Below are 18,221 nucleotides of genomic sequence, written 5' to 3'. Positions count from 1 at the left end.
TGTTATAGTCCAGAGGACACAACGTCATTTTCACCGATCCCACAAGCTTCTGCGTGTCTAAAAATAAAGAAGCAGAAGGGAGCTTATTCGTTCAATCAGGAGCTGTTCATGGCACAAATCGTATCTCTGGCGAGTTTTCTTGATTCTGTTCAACAACGCGATCCGCATCAGCCTGAATTTCTACAGGCTGTTAATGAAGTGCTTTCCACTCTGTGGCCTTTTCTGGAGCAGAACCCTCACTATGCGGATTACAGCCTGCTGGAGCGATTGGTAGAACCAGAACGTGTGATTCAGTTTCGCGTCGCGTGGACGGACGACAAAGGTCAGGTACAGGTGAACCGCGCCTGGCGTGTCCAGTTCAGCTCCGCCATCGGGCCGTACAAAGGCGGCATGCGTTTCCACCCGTCCGTTAACCTGTCGATTCTGAAATTCCTCGGGTTCGAGCAGACGTTCAAGAATGCGCTGACGACGCTGCCAATGGGCGGTGGCAAAGGTGGTTCGGACTTTAATCCGAAAGGGAAAAGCCAGGGCGAAATCATGCGTTTCTGTCAGGCGCTGATGACGGAACTGTATCGTCATTTGGGCGCGGATACGGACGTTCCGGCGGGTGATATCGGTGTGGGTGGTCGCGAAGTCGGTTTCATGACCGGTATGATGAAGAAGCTGACCAACAACACCGCGTGTGTCTTCACCGGTAAAGGGCTGTCGTTCGGCGGCAGTCTGATCCGTCCTGAAGCGACGGGCTACGGCCTGATTTACTTCACGGAAGCGATGCTGAAACGCCACGGTCTGAGCTTTGAAGGCATGCGCGTTGCGGTGTCCGGCTCCGGTAATGTGGCGCAGTATGCGATTGAAAAAGCGATGGAGCTGGGGGCGCGTGTGGTCACGGCATCGGATTCCAACGGCACGGTGGTGGATGAGAACGGGTTTACCCCAGAGAAACTGGCGCTGCTGGAAGAGATCAAAAATAAACGCTATGGTCGCGTGGAAGATTATGCGCGTGAAGCGAAGCTGACCTACCTTGCAGGTAAAACGCCGTGGGAAGTGCCGGTAGACATCGCACTGCCGTGCGCCACGCAGAATGAGCTGGACCTGCCAGCGGCACAGACGCTGATTGCTAACGGGGTGAAAGCCGTGGCAGAAGGCGCGAACATGCCAACGACGATCCCGGCGACCGATGCGTTCCTGGATGCGGGCGTGCTGTTTGCACCGGGCAAAGCGGCCAACGCAGGCGGCGTAGCGACATCCGGGCTGGAAATGGCGCAGAACGCGGCGCGTTTGGGCTGGAAAGCCGAGAAGGTGGATGCGCGTCTGCATCACATCATGCTGGATATTCACACTGCATGTGTGCAGTACGGCGGCGAAGGCAACCAGACTAACTATGTGCGCGGTGCCAACGTGGCGGGCTTTGTAAAAGTGGCCGACGCGATGCTGGCGCAGGGCGTCGTGTAACGCCTGCTTTACTTAAAGCGCCTGTATTTGCAGGCGTTTTGATTTCTCACTTATTTCTCTAAGTTTTAGCGACATTTCTTGCTGGACACCGCTTCCTGCCTTTCTTTATCTTAATCAGCATTACGTATCGTTGGTATTCTGTTCCTGCCTTCTGGTACAACCCGTTCTCTTCAAGGCTTACACCATTGTGAAAATCAAACATCTTCCTTTCGATCAGAATCGTAATGGCTGGTCGGCAGATCTTATCGATAAACCGAATTACCCGCAGCAGCGCGGAAAAACAACGGCGGACTGGCTGGTGATCGGCGCTGGCTATGCGGGGATCGCCTTTGCACAGCGTCTGGCTGAACAGCGCCCGGATAAACACATTATCCTGCTGGATGCGGGTGAGATTGGCGACAATGCCTCTGGGCGTAACTCCGGTTTCGTCATCGATTTACCGCACAACATCGGTAGCTCGACGGCCGAGCTGGAAAAAGCGGCGGCTTATCGTCGCCTGTTGCAGTCCGGCGTGGCGCATCTGAAAGACAAGGTGGATCGCCATGCTATCGCGTGTGACTGGAGCGTGGCGGGGAAATATCACTGCGCGGTCAGTTCGACGTTTAACGGCCTGATCGATACTTATGTCCGCGAATTGAATGATTTGGGTGAACCCTATCAGGTGGTGGAAAAAGACGAACTGGCTCGCCGCCTCGGCACGTCTTTCTATCACCGTGCCGTGTATACCCCTAATTGTATTCTGCTAAACCCGGCGGCGCTGGTGGTCGGGCTGGTGGCGAATCTGCCGAAGAACGTGACGGTTTACGCCCATTCACCCGCGCTGAATATCGAAACCGGATCGCGCATTCGTGTGGAAACGCCGTACGGCGAGATTCAGGCGGATAAGCTGATGATGGCGATTAACGGCGCGGCGCGCGGCCTGCCGCTGTTCAATGGTCGGGTGTTTGCCGTGGCGACCTTCGCGACGCTGACGGAACCGCTAAATGCGGAACAGCGAGCACGGATTGGCGATATGCCAGACTGGGGCGTGACGCCGGTTAATGCACTGGCCAGCGCGACGCTACGCTATACGCGCGACCATCGTTTCCTGATTCGGGAACATGTAAAATTTGCCCCGGAACTGGTCAATAGCGCGGTAGAAACCGGACGCCACGCGCGTCGCCATGCTGCTATTTTTGCCCGGATGTTCCCGCAGTTGAGTGATGTGAAGATGGCGCATACCTGGTCAGGCTTGATTAGCGTAACGCGCAACGGCGCGCCAATTTGGGGGCAGCTAAGCGACAATGTGTACGCGTCCGCAGGCTGTAACGGGGCGGGGCTGTCGAAGCAAACCGCTGCTGGACATATTCTGGCGGATTTGGCGCTGGGTGAAGACAACCCGCTGATTGGCGATATGCAATCGCTCGGGCAGGCGAACTACCTGCCGCCACGCCCTTTCCTGGATGTGGGGGTGAACGGTTACCTGACGAGCGAACGCTGGAAAGCCCGCAGCGAGAGATAATGTCTGTTAATTAATCGCCGCGATGATCGTTAGCTGATCGTTCAGACGTTGTTTGGTTAACGCGTTGGTGGCGCTGTCGCGCTGTTGCGTCAGTTCCGCCACGCGTTTCTCCCGCTGCGTGGCATCCGGCAGCAGTAACGATTTCACGTTGATGGATTGTACGTTGCTGTAGCGGCCATCGTCTGACGTCGGCACGCTGATTTTTCCGCTGTTGAGCAGCGATTCGACAATGTGGCGCTCGCGCTCATAGCCCTGCAATCCCGCCAGCTTCCAGCGCTGCGGCACCGTACCTTCGTATTGGCCTTTTTTCACCTCGGTCAGATAACGGATGGTTAGGTTACGAATCGTGCCTGCTTCTTCGCCATATTTCGCTTTGGTATCCGACAGCACCGGGAACTGCATACCTTCCAGTACGCCGCCTTTCTGCGTCAGGTGGCCCATGCGGTAGCTGTTCATGCCCAGACGAATCGGCATGTCATCGTTAACCGGCGTGCCGTTATTCATTTTCAGGTCGGTAATGCGCTGCCCGGCGGGTTTTGTCAGGTCGATGGTGTACGTCACGCCGTCGAAGAAATCGTTGGTGGAATACTTGGACGCGCGGCGCTGCGGATTAAAGCTGTAAGTCACATCGCCGTCCTGTAGCTGATTGAAGTAACCTGCCGACCACTCCATGTATTTCTTCAGTTCTTTTCCGGTGAGCTGATAAACCGTGATCTCGCCGCCAGCGTATTGATAGTTAAAGGCAATGTCCTTGGCGGAGATAGTGCCGACGTTTAGCTTGGGCCGATCGTTATCAATTTGCAGCGCGATCACCTGCGCTTTGGGGGCGTAATGGCGGCTGGCCTCCTGGAACAGGGCGCTGATACCCGTGTCCTGTACGTGTACCTGAGGAATGCCTTTCACGGCATCTTGCGGCACCAGATCGTGCCCGAGGAGCTGCGCAATCGGACGGTTGGCGTTAGTGCGCAGGGTATTGTGATAAGGCTCGTAGATATCTTCCATCTTGCGGTCAGAATCCACGTCCTTAATCGAATAGGTATAGCTGTCCTTATTGATCAGCACGTATTTGCCGTTCTGTTGTTCAAACTGCAAATCGATGCGCGACAGTGCGCGACCGTATTTGTCTGGTTCGGTGACGATCACGCCATTTATCACCTCTTTATCCACTTTTACGTGCATATGGCCCGCGACGATAGCGGCTAATTCTGGGTTCGCACGAGCAATGTCGCCCACGCCGGTGCCCGGCCGCTGGTTCTCGTTATCGATGCCCATATGGGCGACCAGCACGATGGCGTCGACCTTATCGTGAATTTGCTGGATAACGGTTTTTACCGCTCCAACGGGATCGGTGAAGTTCAGCCCTTTCACGCGGTCAGTGCCTTTGGCGAACTCTGCGGTCATCGGCGTATCCATACCGATGATGCCAATCTTCACGCCCTGTCGTTCGACTATTTTATAGGCCGGTAAGTAAGGTTTACCGCTCTCCCAAAAAATGTTGCCCGCCAGCGCGGTGCCGTTGAACTGATCAAGCGAGGTGGAAAGTACGTTCAGGCCGAAATCGAACTCGTGGTTGCCCAGCACCCAAACGTCATAATTCAGGGCGTTAAAACCGAGGATCATCGGGCTGGTTTTGTCATTTTTGAAGGTTTCGACAAAGTTGCCCTGAATGGTATCGCCCGCATCAACCAGAATCACGTTAGGCTGCTGTGCGCGAACCTTATGCACCTGCGTCGCGATCTGGCTCAGGCTGCCTGCCATGTTGGCGGTATCGGTGGCGTAATCCCAGGGAACAAAGGTACCGTGCAGGTCGGATGTCCCCAGAATCGTAATATTAACGGGTTCCTGAACGGCCATAGCAGAAGTACTCAAACAAAGCAGAAGTGACAGAAGTGTTTTTTTCATTATGTCATCTTAGTGTCATAAAAGGTGATGCGCGGAATTATGCGATTTGCTTCTCACTTGTGCTACAGACTTTGCAAAAGCAGCGTAGGAAATGCGAAGCAGGCTAAGTTTTTAATCGCCGATACGCTTAGCATCGCGGTGACGAGATTTTTCAGGTGGGAAGATAGAAATCGAAGCGGTGGCTTTTGGTTTCCAGCATGGATTGTGCCGGTACGCCCGCCAGCGGCGACGCATAGTCTGGTCGTTTTACCACGACGCGTTTTTTTGCCAGCGCGCGTGCGGGCTCCAGCAGCGCGTCGGCGTCGTCATCTGCGCCAACCAGCGACTGAAACACGCGCATCTCTTTCTTCACCAGCGCGCTCTTTTGTTTATGCGGGAACATCGGATCGAGATAAACCACATCCGGCGGCGGCGTGATATCGCGTAGTGCGGTCATGCTCGACGCGTGTAGCAGCGTCAGCCGCTCTTGTAGCCACGGGCCAATTTCTGCGTCCCGATAGCCACGCTGCAACCCGTCGTCCAGCAGAGCCGCAACGACCGGATTGCGCTCCACCATGCGTACCCGACAGCCTAATGCTGCCAGTATAAAAGCATCGCGACCCAGCCCGGCCGTCGCATCCACGACATCCGGCAGGTAATCTTTTTTGATACCCACTGCTTTAGCGACCGCCTCGCCGCGTCCGCCGCCAAAGCGACGACGATGCGCCATGGTTCCTGCAACGAAATCCACGAAGATAGCCCCGAGTTTCGGTTCATCCTGCTTGCGCAATTCCAGACGTTCCGCGGTCAGCACCAGCGCCATTACCGCATCGGGATCGGAAACCAGCCCCCAGCGTGCGGCCAGAGAAGATAAGGCGCCACTATCGGCGCCTTCTTCTGCGATTAAGCAGATGCTCATCCTTTGATGCCGTAATGCGCGAGCATGGCGTCCAACTGCGGTTCGCGGCCACGGAAGCGTTTGAACAACTCCATTGGCTCTTCGGAACCGCCACGAGTCAGGATGTTGTCCAGGAACGACTGGCCGGTTTCACGGTTGAAGATCCCTTCTTCTTCGAAGCGGGAATAGGCATCGGCTGCCAACACGTCGGCCCACAGATAGCTATAATAGCCTGCGGCATAGCCGCCCGCGAAGATATGGCTGAACGCATGCGGGAAGCGGCCCCAGCTTGGGCTTGGCACCACGGCCACCTGCGCTTTGATGTCGGCCAGTGTTGGCAGAATCTGAGCGCCTTTGGCAGGATCAAACTCGGCATGCAGGCGGAAATCGAACAAGCCGAATTCCAACTGACGCAGAATGAACAGCGCGGCCTGATAGTTTTTCGCCGCCAGCATTTTATCCAGCAGTTCCTGCGGCAGCGGTTCACCGGTTTCGTGGTGGCCGGAAATAAAGGCCAGCGCTTCCGGTTCCCAGCACCAGTTTTCCATGAACTGGCTCGGCAGTTCGACTGCATCCCACGGTACGCCGTTAATGCCCGCGACACCGGCGGTATCGATCTGGGTCAGCATGTGGTGCAGGCCGTGGCCGAATTCGTGGAACAGCGTGGTGACTTCGTCGTGAGTAAACAGGGCCGGTTTGCCGTTGACCGGACGGTTGAAGTTACAGACCAGATAGGCGACCGGTTTTTGCAGTTCGCCGTTGCCTTTACGCAGTTTACCCGCGCAGTCATCCATCCAGGCGCCGCCGCGTTTGTGCTCGCGGGCGTACAAATCGAGGTAGAAGCTGCCGCGCAGTTCACCGCTTTCATCGAACAGATCGAAGAAGCGGACATCCGGATGCCAGACATCCACGTCTTTACGCTCTTTGGCAGTGATGCCAAAGATGCGCTTAACCACTTCGAACAGGCCGTTCACCGCGCGGTTTTCCGGGAAGTACGGGCGAAGCTGTTCATCGCTGATGGAATACCGATGCTGCTTTTGCTGCTCGCTGTAGTAGGTGATATCCCAGGCTTGCAATTCATCCACGCCGTAGTGTTCTTTAGCGAAGGCGTGCAGCCGCGCGAGTTCTTCTTCAGCCTGTGGACGGGCGCGTTTCGCCAGATCGGTCAGGAAATCGAGCACCTGCTGCGGGTTTTCCGCCATTTTGGTCGCCAGCGACTTGTGCGCATAGCTATCGAAGCCCAACAGTTGTGCCAGCTCGTGACGCAGCGCCAGCTTTTCCGCCATCACTTCACTGTTGTCCCACTTGCCCGCGTTCGGCCCCTGATCGGACGCACGGGTGCTGTAGGCGCGGTACATCTCTTCACGTAGCGCCTGATTGGTGCAGTAGGTCATTACTGGCAGGTAGCTTGGGATATCCAGCGTCAGCAGCCAGCCGTCTTGTTCTTTGGCTTCGGCCTGCGCTTTGGCCGCTGCCAGCGCGCTTTCCGGCATGCCATCCAGTTCTGCGACGTCGGTAATCAGCTTGCTCCAGCCCATGGTGGCATCCAGCACGTTGTTGCTGTACTGCGAACCGAGTTCGGACAGGCGAGCGGAAATTTCGCCGTAGCGTTTCTGTTTTTCCGGTGACAGGCCGATACCGGACAGTTCAAAATCGCGCAGCGCGTTATCAACGGATTTCTTCTGCGCCACGCTCAGCGCAGCGTAGTGCTCGCCGTCGCGCAGGCTGCGATAGGCCTGATAGAGACCGGCATGTTGGCCGACCCAGGTGCTGTGTTCAGACAGCAGCGGCAGGCATTGCTCATAAGCACCGCGCAGCTCCGGGCTGTTCTTCACGGCGTTCAAATGGCTGATGGGGGAAAAAATGCGGCTAAGACGATCGTCGCTGTCTGCCAGCGGCTGGCACAGATTATCCCAGGTAAACGGCCCCGCTTGCGCCACCACGCGTTCTACCGTCTCGCGGCATTCATCCAGTGCGGATTGCACCGCAGGGACAATATCTTCCGTTTTGATGCTGGAGAACGGGGGCAGGGTAAATGAGGTCAGTAATGGATTCGTCATGGTGCCGTCCTGATAATTGTGGGTGATCTCGTTGCCGATCGATTCTTCGTTTTGCCGTTCCAGACTGGCTGCTGCGGGCAATCCGTTACAGAGAGAAATTCGGCAAGGCGGATATCTACTGCGGATTACTGACTAAGATGGGGTCAAGCGCCGTGAAAATCAATGGTGGAGGGGTTGCCGTTCGTTGCCGAAGGTGCGTTTTGCGGTTGCGGAGAAGCCCCATTGGGCGCCTGAACACGGCTGCTCACGTCGCGTTGAAGAGGTTTTCCTGAAAATTTTTGCACTTTTCCTGCCCGATTTTGTTTTTCGCGTGACCTACTTGATGTGTCTTTTTTTTCAATATTTCAGGGGAATGACAATGGCGATAAACAATCATGATGGCGGGTGCATCGCGCATAAACCTGCCTTAACGGTGGCACGGGCAGTGCATCTGGCACTGTCTGGCGTGTTGATATTGAGTACCGGAACGGTCAGTTCGGCGCTGGCGGCGGAAACGGCCGCCTTGGCGGTGGCACCGGCCATGACGTTTTCCATTCCGGCGGGGCCGCTAGGATCCTCGTTACAGGCTGTTGCCAGCCGCGCCAATGTCATTCTCACGTTTTCTCCCGATCAAACGCAGAATAAAACCAGCGGGAGTGTGCAGGGAACCTATACCGTTCAGGCCGCTTTCGCGGCCGCGCTGGCGGGAACGGGGCTGAGTGCGGTACAGACGGCCACAGGCTATCGGCTGGAATCCGCGCTTGCCGCCGAGGGAAGCGACGGCAGCCTGATGATCCCGACGCTGTCGGTGGTTGGTGGCACCTCGGACAGCGCCGCCGCCGGACGTTCCGTGTTGCGTCAGGCCGACGTTGATCGCGTGCAGGCTGATAATATTGCCAGCCTGCTTGATAAACTCCCCGGCGTCTCGATGGCCGGATCTCCCCGTCCGGGAGGCCAGAGCCTGAACATCTGGGGCATGGGCGATATGGAAGACGTCAAAGTCGTGCTGGACGGTGCGCCGAAAGGCTTTGAGAAATACCGTCAGGGCTCGGTATTTATTGAGCCTGAGCTGATTAAGCGGATCGATGTCGATAAAGGGCCGCATGATATTCGCAGCGGTAACGGTGGCTTCGGCGGCACCATTCATGTTGATACCAAAGACGCCAGCGACCTGCTGTTGCCGGGTGAAAATTTCGGTGGGATGGTCAAATACAGCTATCACACTAACGATCGGCAAAATATCTACAGCGGCGCGCTGTATGGCCGCACGGAAGAGGGGATGGCAGACGGCCTGCTCTACATGAGCAAGCGCGATGGCGACAATATTGAACGCCCTGATGGCTCGCGCTTTGTCTACTCCACCAGCGACATGGCGTCCTACTTACTGAAGACCAACATCTACCTGACGGATGCTCAGACGCTGACGCTCTCCGCCATGCGCTCCGAATCTGACGGCTGGCAGCCATTTGCCGCTAAGCGTGACGATATGGCGACGCCTACGCAGTCGGAAATCGATCGCTATGGCTGGGAAGAGGCCTGGCGGCGCAAGCTGGTTTACCGCGATCAGATCGATAAAAACTACTCGCTGAAATGGAACATTGCGCCAGAGGATCAGCCGTGGCTGAATCTGACGGCGTCATTTGCGACATCGAAAACTGAACAGCACGATAGACGTCCTGATTCAGCTTCGCAGGGTAGCTATCTGGGCACGCTGGGGAATGAAAGCTGGGTAAGCTATAAAGATCAGCTCGCGGAAGTCAGTAATGAAAGCCAGTTCTCCACCGGCCCGCTCGATCATAAGCTGCTGGTGGGGATGCGCTGGCACCAGCATAAGCGCAATACACTTATCTACTATCCGTCAGAAAAGAACAATGCTAGCTACAACTATGGCTATTTCCAGCCTTACTACATGCCAGCGGGCGATCAGGAAACCCGCAGCCTGTATGTACAGGATGCGGTGACGCTGGGCAGCGTGACAATTACGCCGGGCGTGCGATATGACCATGTGACGAACACGGGGAAACCTAACTTTGCGCCACGTTATAACAGCAGCATTCCAGCCGCGGGGCATGACTACAGCAGCGTGACTTATACTGGTTGGTCACCGCGTATTGGGGCGTTGTGGAAAGCGACGGATAACCTCTCGCTCTTTGCCGATGCCAGCCGTACCTGGCGCGCGCCTGTCGTCGATGAGCAATATGAAGTGCAATCTGCGGCGTCTAGCGTGCCGGGAACCAGTCGTAATCTGCAAGTGGAAAGCATCAAAGCATTTCGTTTGGGAGCGATACTCGATTTCAATAACCTGATGCAGGAAGAGGACAGTCTACAAATCCGCACCACGCTGTTCCGTAACCGCGGGAAAAACGAAATTTTCTACCGTCGCGGTATCTTGTGTGAAGCGCAGACGCAGAGCGGTACATCATCATCTTGTGGGCAGCCGCTCTCTAACTATCGTAATCTGCCAGGCTATACCATCGAAGGGGTTGAGATTGAATCCTTCTACGACAGCCGCTGGCTGTTTGGCAGCCTGTCCTTCTCCTCGATTCGCGGCGAGCGCGATGCGTCACCACGTAACCCGTGGGGCAATAAAACCTGGATTGCTGAAATCCCGCCAACCACAGCACACGCTACGCTGGGCACCAAAATTCCGAGCCTGGATATGGCGGTAGGCTGGACGGGGGATTTTGTGCGTAAGCAGGATCGTTCACCTGCCGATGGCGATCCACTGGCCGATATTTGGGCGTTACCGAAGAGTAAGGGATATGTGCTGCATGGCCTGTTCGCAAGCTGGCAGCCGCAGGCGATAAAAGGATTTGAGGCACGGGTGACGGTTGATAATCTGCTGAATACCGATTACTACCCGTATCTGGGCGAATCCGTGTCCGGCGTAGGGCGCAATGTAAAAATCAGCGTGTTACAACGTTTCTAGTCGCGGTATGTGGGGCGGATATCCTGTCCGCCCGTTAGCGAGGGTGTGTTACAGGGACGTAATGCAAATTCAGCAAATTTGCATAATTTCCGTTTCGGAACTTGACAGTCAGAGTGAAAAAACATAAATAAGAACGATTATCATTCTTATATTTAAATGGCGCTCTGGAGTAAAGTTCGATGGTGAGGAAAGCGACGGCCAGCGTTAATGACTTTGCTCAACAGCTCTACTTCGATCACCACCGCTGGTTGTATAACTGGTTGCGCCATAAATTGGACTGTGCCCAGCACGCGGAAGACCTGGCACAGGACACGTTCCTTAGCGTGCTGATGAACCCGGAGCTGCTCACGATTCGCCAGCCGCGCCCGTTTCTGGCCACCGTGGCGCGCCGTTTAGTCGCCAATCATTATCGTCGTAAAAAGATTGAAGATGCCTATCTGGAGGCGTTGAGTACGCAGCCGGATGTTTGTATGCCATCCCCGGAAACGCGTCTGCTAACCCTCGAAATTCTTGAACAGCTTGATACTGCATTGGACGGCCTGCCCGCGCCGGTCAGGGAAGCATTTTTACTGGCACACCTCCACGGTATGCGCTACAGCGATATCGCCGAACGTTTACGCGTTTCCAGCAGTTCAGTGAAGCAGTATCTGCAACGCGCCAATCTCCAGTGTTTCTTTGCGCTGCCGCTATGAACGATCGCACTTTTTATCGTGACAGACAGGGGCTGCCGATTCAGCCGGACAGCGCACGTGAAGCGGTGGCGTGGCTGACGCAACTGATGTCCGACAGCGTTACAGAACAGGATCGCTGTGAGTGGCAGCACTGGCGAGATGCTTCGCCGGATAACGAACAGGCGTGGCAGCATATTGAATTCGTGTGTGCCAATTTGGGCCAGCTTAACGCGCGGGCTGCCCATCAGAGCCTGTCGACGCTTAACGGTATGCCGCGCCGCAGCGTGCTCAAAACGCTGGCTGTTCTCTGTCTGACTGGAGGCGCTGGCGTGGCTGGATCGCGCACCGGCCTCTGGCAGTCGCTGACGGCGGATTACCAGACGCAGGTCGGTGAACAGCGCCATGCGGTGTTGGACGATGGCACGACGCTGCTGCTGAATACGCAGACGGCGCTGAATGTGGCCTACGGCGACGATCTACGCCAGCTCACGCTGATTCGCGGTGAAGTCATGATCGAAACCGGTCAGGCAGAGAAGGCCGCGTTGTATCCGCGCCCTTTCATCGTGACGACGGCACAGGGAAAGGTGCAGGCGCTGGGGACGCGTTTCAATCTGCGCGTGCAGGATGAGCATACGCAGGTGGCGGTGTATGACGGTGCGGTGAGGCTTCATCCGCAGCGGAATGGCCAGGATGTACAAGTGGTAAAAAGCGGGCAGACCGCGACGTTCACTACGCAACGCTGCGGCCAGATAGAGACGGCGAAGGCCGAGCCTGCGTGGGTGAAAGGACAGCTGCTGGCGGATAATCAGCGTCTGGTGGATTTTGTTGATGAACTGAGCCGTTACCGCAGCGGCGTGATTCGCTGCCAGCCGGAGGTGGAGAGTCTGCGGTTTTCCGGCGTCTTCCCGCTGTCGGATACCGATAATATTTTAGCCGCGCTGGTGGAGGCGCTTCCGGTGCAGGTGCGTTATTTTTCTCGTTACTGGGTTCAGATTGCTGCGCGATAAAATATCCTGCCAAAACGTAATAACATTACTTTTTATGCTGTTTTCACTTTTTTTCTGCCCGATCTCTGTCGTTGAACGACCTACCATTATCAGTTGCTTTTTTATGCCTAACGATGTGATGAAGAACGCATGATGATCTTCCTGAAACCCCATTCATTGAGTTTGTTTCCCCTGTCTCCACGGTGCGGGGCGGTAGGCTAATGGTTGCACAGACGCTGAAATACAATACGATTCGGCCTGCCACGACGGTTCGTTGGGGGAGCGGTTCGCTGCTGGCGTTGGCGCTACATGCAGGGCTGATTGTCTGGATTAGCTATCATGCGCTTGATTCCTCCATTGAGGCACCGCCGCCCGCCATGATGTTAATGGTGGCGGATAGCGTGCAGTCCACGCCCAGCCCTCAGGATGCACCTGTCGGCCCGCAGCAGACGCTGTCTACGCCGCAAGAGGCGTCAGCCGAACCGGAGAAAATGACGCAGGATGAGCCACCGCTTGCGCCTGCACTCAAGCCAGTGATTGCCACGGCGCAAAAGGAAAAGCCGCAGCCGCAGAAAAAAGTGCAGAAAAAAAGGGAGAAGCCGGTACAGGAGATGACGCCGCAGGAAGAGATTGCACCATCAGAAAAACCGCCCGCTCCCGTGACCAGCGCACCGCTGCCGGGCAGCAGTCAGCAAGTCGCTGCACCCTATAACAGCGATGCCGCGCAAATGCGTAAAGGCGTGGTGGATTGGAGCAGTAAGCTGCTGGCACACCTGAGCCGCTATAAGCGTTACCCTGTGCAGGCGGCGCGGCAGCGATTACAGGGCGTCGCTCAGATTCGCGTGACGTTAGATCGAACCGGAAATGTGCTGGCTGTCTCGTTAGCCAGCAGCAGCGGGGTGATGCCGCTGGATAAGGAGTCTGTCGCCTTACCGCAACGTGCACAGCCACTTCCGGCTCCGCCAGCAGAAGTGATTGGGGATAACGCGCAACTCACCATCACGATCCCCATTAGCTTCGATTTACGGGAAGCCAGCCGCTAACGGCATGAACTAGCGTGCGATGTGGGCATCATAGCCTGCATAAAAAAACCGAATCGCATATGGGTTGCCTTGTTCAGTAAAGAACTCTGCGACCCTCTCTCGTTCCAGCCCGTAGCGGCGTGACAACAGCCCTGCTTCAAAGGCGGCCTGCTGACGGTCACCTTTGGTTTCCGCCAGATTGTGAGCATAGCCGCAGATATAGCCGCGCCGATAATCGTAGCAGTAAGGGTGGATGTCATTGGTAGATTTTGGGCTGGCGGCTCTCAGCCCAGCGAGGACGCCCCGCTCAAAATGGTTTCCCATGATAGTGCTCCGTGAATGATCGTTATATATTTAATGATATAACGCTTATTTATCACTCACCAGATCTGTTGAAAATTATTCCCGATGCTCCCTGGGGTATACACATACTTCTTCTGCCTGAATATCGGTAGCATCTAATCGAACGAAAAATGAGCATTTTTCACAATTTACTGATTTAAGAAGATAAAAACAGCCGGTTCGCTGGGAGGCGCGTTTGGTGGGATATTTTCTGCCGCAGACGGTTATACTCGTCATACTTCAAGTTGCATGTGCGTTGGCTGGACAAATTCGTTCCCGACGAATTTGTCTTTCTCTTGCCGCTTGCCTGAAACTCGAATTATTTAAAGTATATACTGTCAGTTAATCGACGTTATTTATGAAAACTTCACCGGAAAGCAAGCATGCTAAGTTACCGCCACAGTTTCCATGCCGGCAATCACGCCGACGTGCTGAAACACACCGTTCAGAGCCTGATCATCACTGCCCTGAAAGAGAAAGAAAAACCTTTCCTGTATCTGGATACCCACGCGGGTGCTGGCCGCTATCAGCTCAGCGGCGAACATGCTGAGCGCACGGGGGAGTATCTGGATGGCATCGCGAAAATCTGGCAGCGTGACGATATTCCGGCTGAACTCGACCCTTACATGCAGGCGGTGCGCACCTATAACCATAATGGACAGCTGCGCTATTACCCTGGCTCTCCGCTGATTGCGCGCCAGCTGCTGCGTGAGCAGGACAAACTTCATCTGACCGAGCTGCACCCCAGCGATTTCCCGCTACTGCGCAATGAATTTCAGAAAGATTCGCGCGCCAAAGTGCTGCGTGACGATGGCTACCAGCAGTTGAAATCCCAGTTGCCGCCACTTTCCCGCCGCGGTTTCATGCTGATCGACCCACCGTATGAGTTGAAAACGGACTATCAGGCCGTGGTGAAAGGCATTCAGGAAGGACATAAACGTTTTGCCACCGGCGTCTTTGCGCTGTGGTATCCAGTGGTGCTGCGTCAGCACATCAAACGTATGCTGAAAGAGCTGGAAGCCACGGGCATTCGCAATATCCTGCAAATTGAGCTGGCGGTGCTGCCGGACAGCGATCGCTACGGCATGACGGCGTCTGGCATGATTGTGATTAACCCGCCGTGGAAGCTGGCAGCGCAGATGAAGAGCGTGCTGCCGTGGCTGCATAGCGTGCTGGTACCGGAAGGCACCGGCCATACGCTGGTGGAGCAAATCGTACCGGAGTAATACGCACGGTTGTGGTGGGAAACACGGTCAGTTTTTCCTATCGCAACCATAGGCATAACCTTTATGAGGCGTATGGCTCTGGCGTTACACTCTAGGCAAATTTTATTCACTTAAGCATGGATACACTGATGACCAAACACTATGACTACCTTGCTATTGGCGGCGGCAGCGGCGGTATTGCGTCTATCAACCGCGCGGCGATGTATGGACAAAAATGTGCGTTGATCGAAGCAAAATATCTGGGCGGCACCTGCGTCAATGTCGGCTGTGTGCCGAAGAAAGTGATGTGGCATGCGGCGCAGATTGCCGAAGCGATCCATCAGTACGGGCCGGATTACGGGTTTGACACCACGGTGAACCAGTTTAACTGGGGCACGTTGGTCAAGAACCGTAGCGCCTACATCGATCGCATCCACCAGTCTTACGATAATGTGCTGGGTAAGAACAAGGTCGATGTCATCCACGGTTTTGCCCGCTTTGTCGATGCGCACACGGTGGAAGTGAACGGTGAGAAAATTACGGCTGACCATATCCTGATCGCGACGGGCGGTCGTCCGGTTCACCCTGACATTCCTGGCGCAGAGTACGGTATCGATTCCGACGGTTTCTTTGAGCTGGATGCGTTGCCGAAGCGCACTGCCATTGTTGGCGCAGGCTATATCGCGGTAGAGGTTGCTGGCGTGCTGAACGGACTGGGTTCTGAAACTCACCTGTTTGTGCGTAAGCACGCGCCGCTGCGCAGCTTTGATCCGCTGATTATCGATACGCTGGTGGAAGTGATGAACACCGAAGGGCCGACGCTGCATACCGAATCGATCCCGAAAGCGATTGTGAAGAATGCGGATGGCAGCCTGACGCTGGAACTGGAAAACGGTCAGTCACAAACCGTCGATTGCCTGATTTGGGCGATTGGCCGCGAACCCGCGACGGATAACCTGAACCTAAGCGTCACCGGTGTGGAACTGAACGACAAAGGCTACATCAACGTCGATAAATTCCAGAACACCAACGTTCCTGGCATTTACGCCGTTGGCGATAACACTGGTGCGGTTGAGCTAACGCCGGTTGCCGTGGCAGCGGGGCGTCGTTTATCCGAGCGCCTGTTTAACAACAAGCCGGATGAGCATCTGGACTACAGCAACATCCCGACCGTTGTCTTCAGCCACCCGCCGATCGGTACTGTCGGACTGACCGAGCCACAGGCGCGTGAACAGTATGGTGACGATCAGGTGAAAGTGTATAAATCTGCCTTCACCGCGATGTACACCGCCGTTACGCAGCACCGCCAGCCGTGCCGCATGAAGCTGGTTTGTGTGGGTAAAGAGGAAAAAATCGTCGGCATTCACGGCATCGGTTTTGGTATGGACGAAATGCTGCAAGGTTTTGCGGTCGCCGTCAAAATGGGCGCGACCAAGAAAGACTTCGACAACACCGTCGCCATCCACCCAACAGCGTCGGAAGAGTTTGTCACGATGCGGTAAAGAAGGCGGGTCTACAGCTTTTCTGGAAAACGAAAACATGCTGGTTGAATAGTGAACTATTTGGCCAGCATTTTTTATGCTCAGCCTAACGCGACTATCTCATCCGCTCACTTGCCAGATGATAAACGCCACTGCGCTCACGTTTGCCTACCGCCACCACGGCGATAACCAATACGTCGTCAATAACCTCATAAACCAAACGAAAGCCTGACGCTCGGAGCTTTATTCTGTAGCAGTCCTTCATCCCTCGTAACTTTGCCGAAGGAATATGGGGATTTTCGCAGCATTTTTTTAGTTTTTTGGCGAATTGCTGCTGAATGGTTTTATCGAGCTTGAGCCATTCTTTTAGCGCATCTTCCCTGAATTTGACGCTATAACTCATAGGAAACTATCCAAATCCACGTCAACCAGCGGCTGGTTTTTACGTTCGCCGATCAGCTTAACCAATTCCTGATCGTCCAGCGCATCCAGCATTTTTTCGTAGAGATCCGCAGGAATGCAATAAAACGCAGGCTGGTTGCGGTTCAAGATAGCCACAGGCAGGCCATCACCAGCATTGACCGTCGCCATTGGATTCTTTTTCAGCTCACTGACGCTGGCACTGGTATCACTCAATATAATATTCGGCATGACAGACCTCTAATGACCGGTTAATAGGTCTTTAAAATAAGCAATCGAAGACCTGTTAACAAGTCTTTTGATGGTTTTTTTATGCCCGCTCCGAGTGGCCTCCTGCCTACGTTGTGAAGACAATGCTGCTTTTATCACGGCATTCACCTGAATGGTGATAATGATTATCGTTAGTGTTTTGTTTATGGTAAGTTGCGGTAATGGGTTTTATCCCGCTGACTGATTTTTCCTTACAAAACATACGGCTTTCTCACTATGTCTTTAGCTACCCGTACAACGTCTTCAGCCTATCGGTTGTTCAACTTACGCTTAGAGAGTAAGACGTTACTCTCGCCTTCATTAGCTCGCTGTGTGTTTACCGGCCCGGAAGTGCGCCAGATGAAACTGGACGCGCCGGATCAGCGCATCAAGCTGCTGTTCGCCAGTGAAAGCGGGGAGCTGACGCCGATGGCCGTGAGCGATACCTGGTATCAGGACTATCTGGCGCTACCGCGCGAGCGTCGTCCGATTTTACGTACCTATACGCTGCGCTCTGTCTCACGCGAGTTACAGCAGGCAACAATCGATTTTGTGCTGCATGGCGATACCGGGCCGGCCTCAAGCTGGGCGAATCATGCTAAGCCGGGCGATACGCTACAGATTGTCGCACCCAATGCAGAGGCCGATGGCGACAGCGGCGGCTATGAGTGGGCACCACACGAGGGCGTTGAACAAGTGCTGCTGATTGCGGATGAAACGGCGCTGCCAGCGGCCATGGGGATTCTTGAACAACTGGCGACTCAGCCTTCTCCGCCGTCGGTACAGGCTTTTTTTGAAGTGCCGAAAGCGGCTGACTGCGTGACATCGGGTGATTTCCCGTTTGCTCCGATTCACTGGCTGCCGCGTGAGGAAACCGGTAGCACAGTATGGGGCGAACGCCTGCTGGCTGCGGTGCAACAGGACGTGAAGATTCCCGCCAGCGCCTGTACCAACCATGATGAAATCGCACAGGAAACGCCGGAAGACGAGCTATTATGGGAACGGGCAACGGCGCATCGTCCGTTTTACGCCTGGGCAGCGGGAGAGTCTTCTGCCATCAAACGGCTGCGCCGCTATCTGCTCGACGAGCGCCATCTCGATAAAGAGACGATCAACTTTATGGCTTACTGGTCGCACCGCTAAGA

Annotated in this window: 15 protein-coding genes; 9 read left to right on the top strand and 6 right to left on the bottom strand. The window is 55.1% G+C overall.

The window, feature by feature from the left end; genetic code table 11:
- The first annotated feature begins 108 nt into the window (after nucleotides 1–108).
- Entirely contained in the window at nucleotides 109–1,452 is a 1,344-nt protein-coding gene (gene gdhA / locus O1Q74_RS19715) for an NADP-specific glutamate dehydrogenase (protein ID WP_015842284.1), read from the top strand.
- Nucleotides 1,453–1,639: 187 nt separating this feature from the next.
- Complete coding sequence (locus O1Q74_RS19710; protein WP_271875176.1) at nucleotides 1,640–2,953, top strand: NAD(P)/FAD-dependent oxidoreductase; 1,314 nt, start codon at nucleotides 1,640–1,642, stop codon at nucleotides 2,951–2,953.
- A 6-nt stretch (nucleotides 2,954–2,959) separates the two neighbouring features.
- On the opposite strand, the gene O1Q74_RS19705 is transcribed toward O1Q74_RS19710, so the two are convergent.
- The 3 genes from O1Q74_RS19705 to prlC form a co-directional block, all read right to left on the bottom strand.
- Complete coding sequence (locus O1Q74_RS19705) at nucleotides 2,960–4,855, bottom strand: bifunctional metallophosphatase/5'-nucleotidase (protein ID WP_271875174.1); 1,896 nt, start codon at nucleotides 4,853–4,855, stop codon at nucleotides 2,960–2,962.
- Nucleotides 4,856–5,006: 151 nt separating this feature from the next.
- A complete protein-coding gene (gene rsmJ / locus O1Q74_RS19700) occupies nucleotides 5,007–5,753 on the bottom strand; it encodes a 16S rRNA (guanine(1516)-N(2))-methyltransferase RsmJ (protein ID WP_271875172.1) in 747 nt (248 codons plus the stop codon).
- Complete coding sequence (gene prlC, locus O1Q74_RS19695) at nucleotides 5,750–7,792, bottom strand: oligopeptidase A (RefSeq protein ID WP_271875170.1); 2,043 nt, start codon at nucleotides 7,790–7,792, stop codon at nucleotides 5,750–5,752. The genes rsmJ and prlC overlap by 4 nt, the downstream gene beginning before the upstream one ends.
- A gap of 358 nt (nucleotides 7,793–8,150) precedes the next feature.
- Here prlC and O1Q74_RS19690 point away from each other — a divergent pair, with 358 nt between their 5' ends.
- The 4 genes from O1Q74_RS19690 to O1Q74_RS19675 all read left to right on the top strand — a co-directional run bounded on the left by O1Q74_RS19690 (nucleotide 8,151) and on the right by O1Q74_RS19675 (nucleotide 13,400).
- Entirely contained in the window at nucleotides 8,151–10,700 is a 2,550-nt protein-coding gene (locus tag O1Q74_RS19690; protein WP_271875168.1) for a TonB-dependent hemoglobin/transferrin/lactoferrin family receptor, read from the top strand.
- Nucleotides 10,701–10,879: 179 nt separating this feature from the next.
- Nucleotides 10,880–11,392, top strand: a complete 513-nt coding sequence (locus O1Q74_RS19685; protein WP_271875167.1) for a sigma-70 family RNA polymerase sigma factor — start codon at nucleotides 10,880–10,882, stop codon at nucleotides 11,390–11,392.
- Nucleotides 11,389–12,378: a FecR domain-containing protein gene (locus tag O1Q74_RS19680; RefSeq protein ID WP_271875165.1), complete on the top strand. Its 990-nt coding sequence runs from the start codon at nucleotides 11,389–11,391 to the stop codon at nucleotides 12,376–12,378. Before O1Q74_RS19685 ends, O1Q74_RS19680 begins: the two co-directional genes overlap by 4 nt.
- A gap of 200 nt (nucleotides 12,379–12,578) precedes the next feature.
- Complete coding sequence (locus O1Q74_RS19675; protein ID WP_271875163.1) at nucleotides 12,579–13,400, top strand: energy transducer TonB; 822 nt, start codon at nucleotides 12,579–12,581, stop codon at nucleotides 13,398–13,400.
- 9 nt (nucleotides 13,401–13,409) lie between these two features.
- Here the strand turns inward: O1Q74_RS19675 and O1Q74_RS19670 are convergent, their stop codons facing one another.
- Entirely contained in the window at nucleotides 13,410–13,703 is a 294-nt protein-coding gene (locus tag O1Q74_RS19670) for a DUF2623 family protein (RefSeq protein WP_271875161.1), read from the bottom strand.
- A 401-nt stretch (nucleotides 13,704–14,104) separates the two neighbouring features.
- On the opposite strand from O1Q74_RS19670, the gene O1Q74_RS19665 reads away from it, so the two are divergent.
- Entirely contained in the window at nucleotides 14,105–14,947 is an 843-nt protein-coding gene (locus O1Q74_RS19665) for a 23S rRNA (adenine(2030)-N(6))-methyltransferase RlmJ (protein WP_271875159.1), read from the top strand.
- Between the two features lie 128 nt (nucleotides 14,948–15,075).
- Entirely contained in the window at nucleotides 15,076–16,428 is a 1,353-nt protein-coding gene (gorA, locus tag O1Q74_RS19660; RefSeq protein WP_271875158.1) for a glutathione-disulfide reductase, read from the top strand.
- Nucleotides 16,429–16,522: 94 nt separating this feature from the next.
- On the opposite strand, the gene O1Q74_RS19655 is transcribed toward gorA, so the two are convergent.
- Nucleotides 16,523–16,810, bottom strand: a complete 288-nt coding sequence (locus tag O1Q74_RS19655; protein WP_271875157.1) for a type II toxin-antitoxin system RelE family toxin — start codon at nucleotides 16,808–16,810, stop codon at nucleotides 16,523–16,525.
- Nucleotides 16,807–17,058, bottom strand: coding sequence for a type II toxin-antitoxin system Phd/YefM family antitoxin (locus O1Q74_RS19650; RefSeq protein WP_010281712.1), 252 nt, complete (start codon nucleotides 17,056–17,058; stop codon nucleotides 16,807–16,809). The genes O1Q74_RS19655 and O1Q74_RS19650 overlap by 4 nt, the downstream gene beginning before the upstream one ends.
- A 255-nt stretch (nucleotides 17,059–17,313) precedes the next feature.
- Between O1Q74_RS19650 and O1Q74_RS19645 the strand changes: the two genes are divergently transcribed.
- Entirely contained in the window at nucleotides 17,314–18,219 is a 906-nt protein-coding gene (locus O1Q74_RS19645; protein WP_271875154.1) for a siderophore-interacting protein, read from the top strand.
- Nucleotides 18,220–18,221 lie beyond the last annotated feature (2 nt).

The organism is Pectobacterium sp. A5351, from assembly GCF_028335745.1.
Taxonomy (GTDB): Bacteria; Pseudomonadota; Gammaproteobacteria; order Enterobacterales; family Enterobacteriaceae; genus Pectobacterium.
Note: the sequence above shows the minus strand (reverse complement) of the source record. Positions and strands in the feature narration are given on the sequence as shown.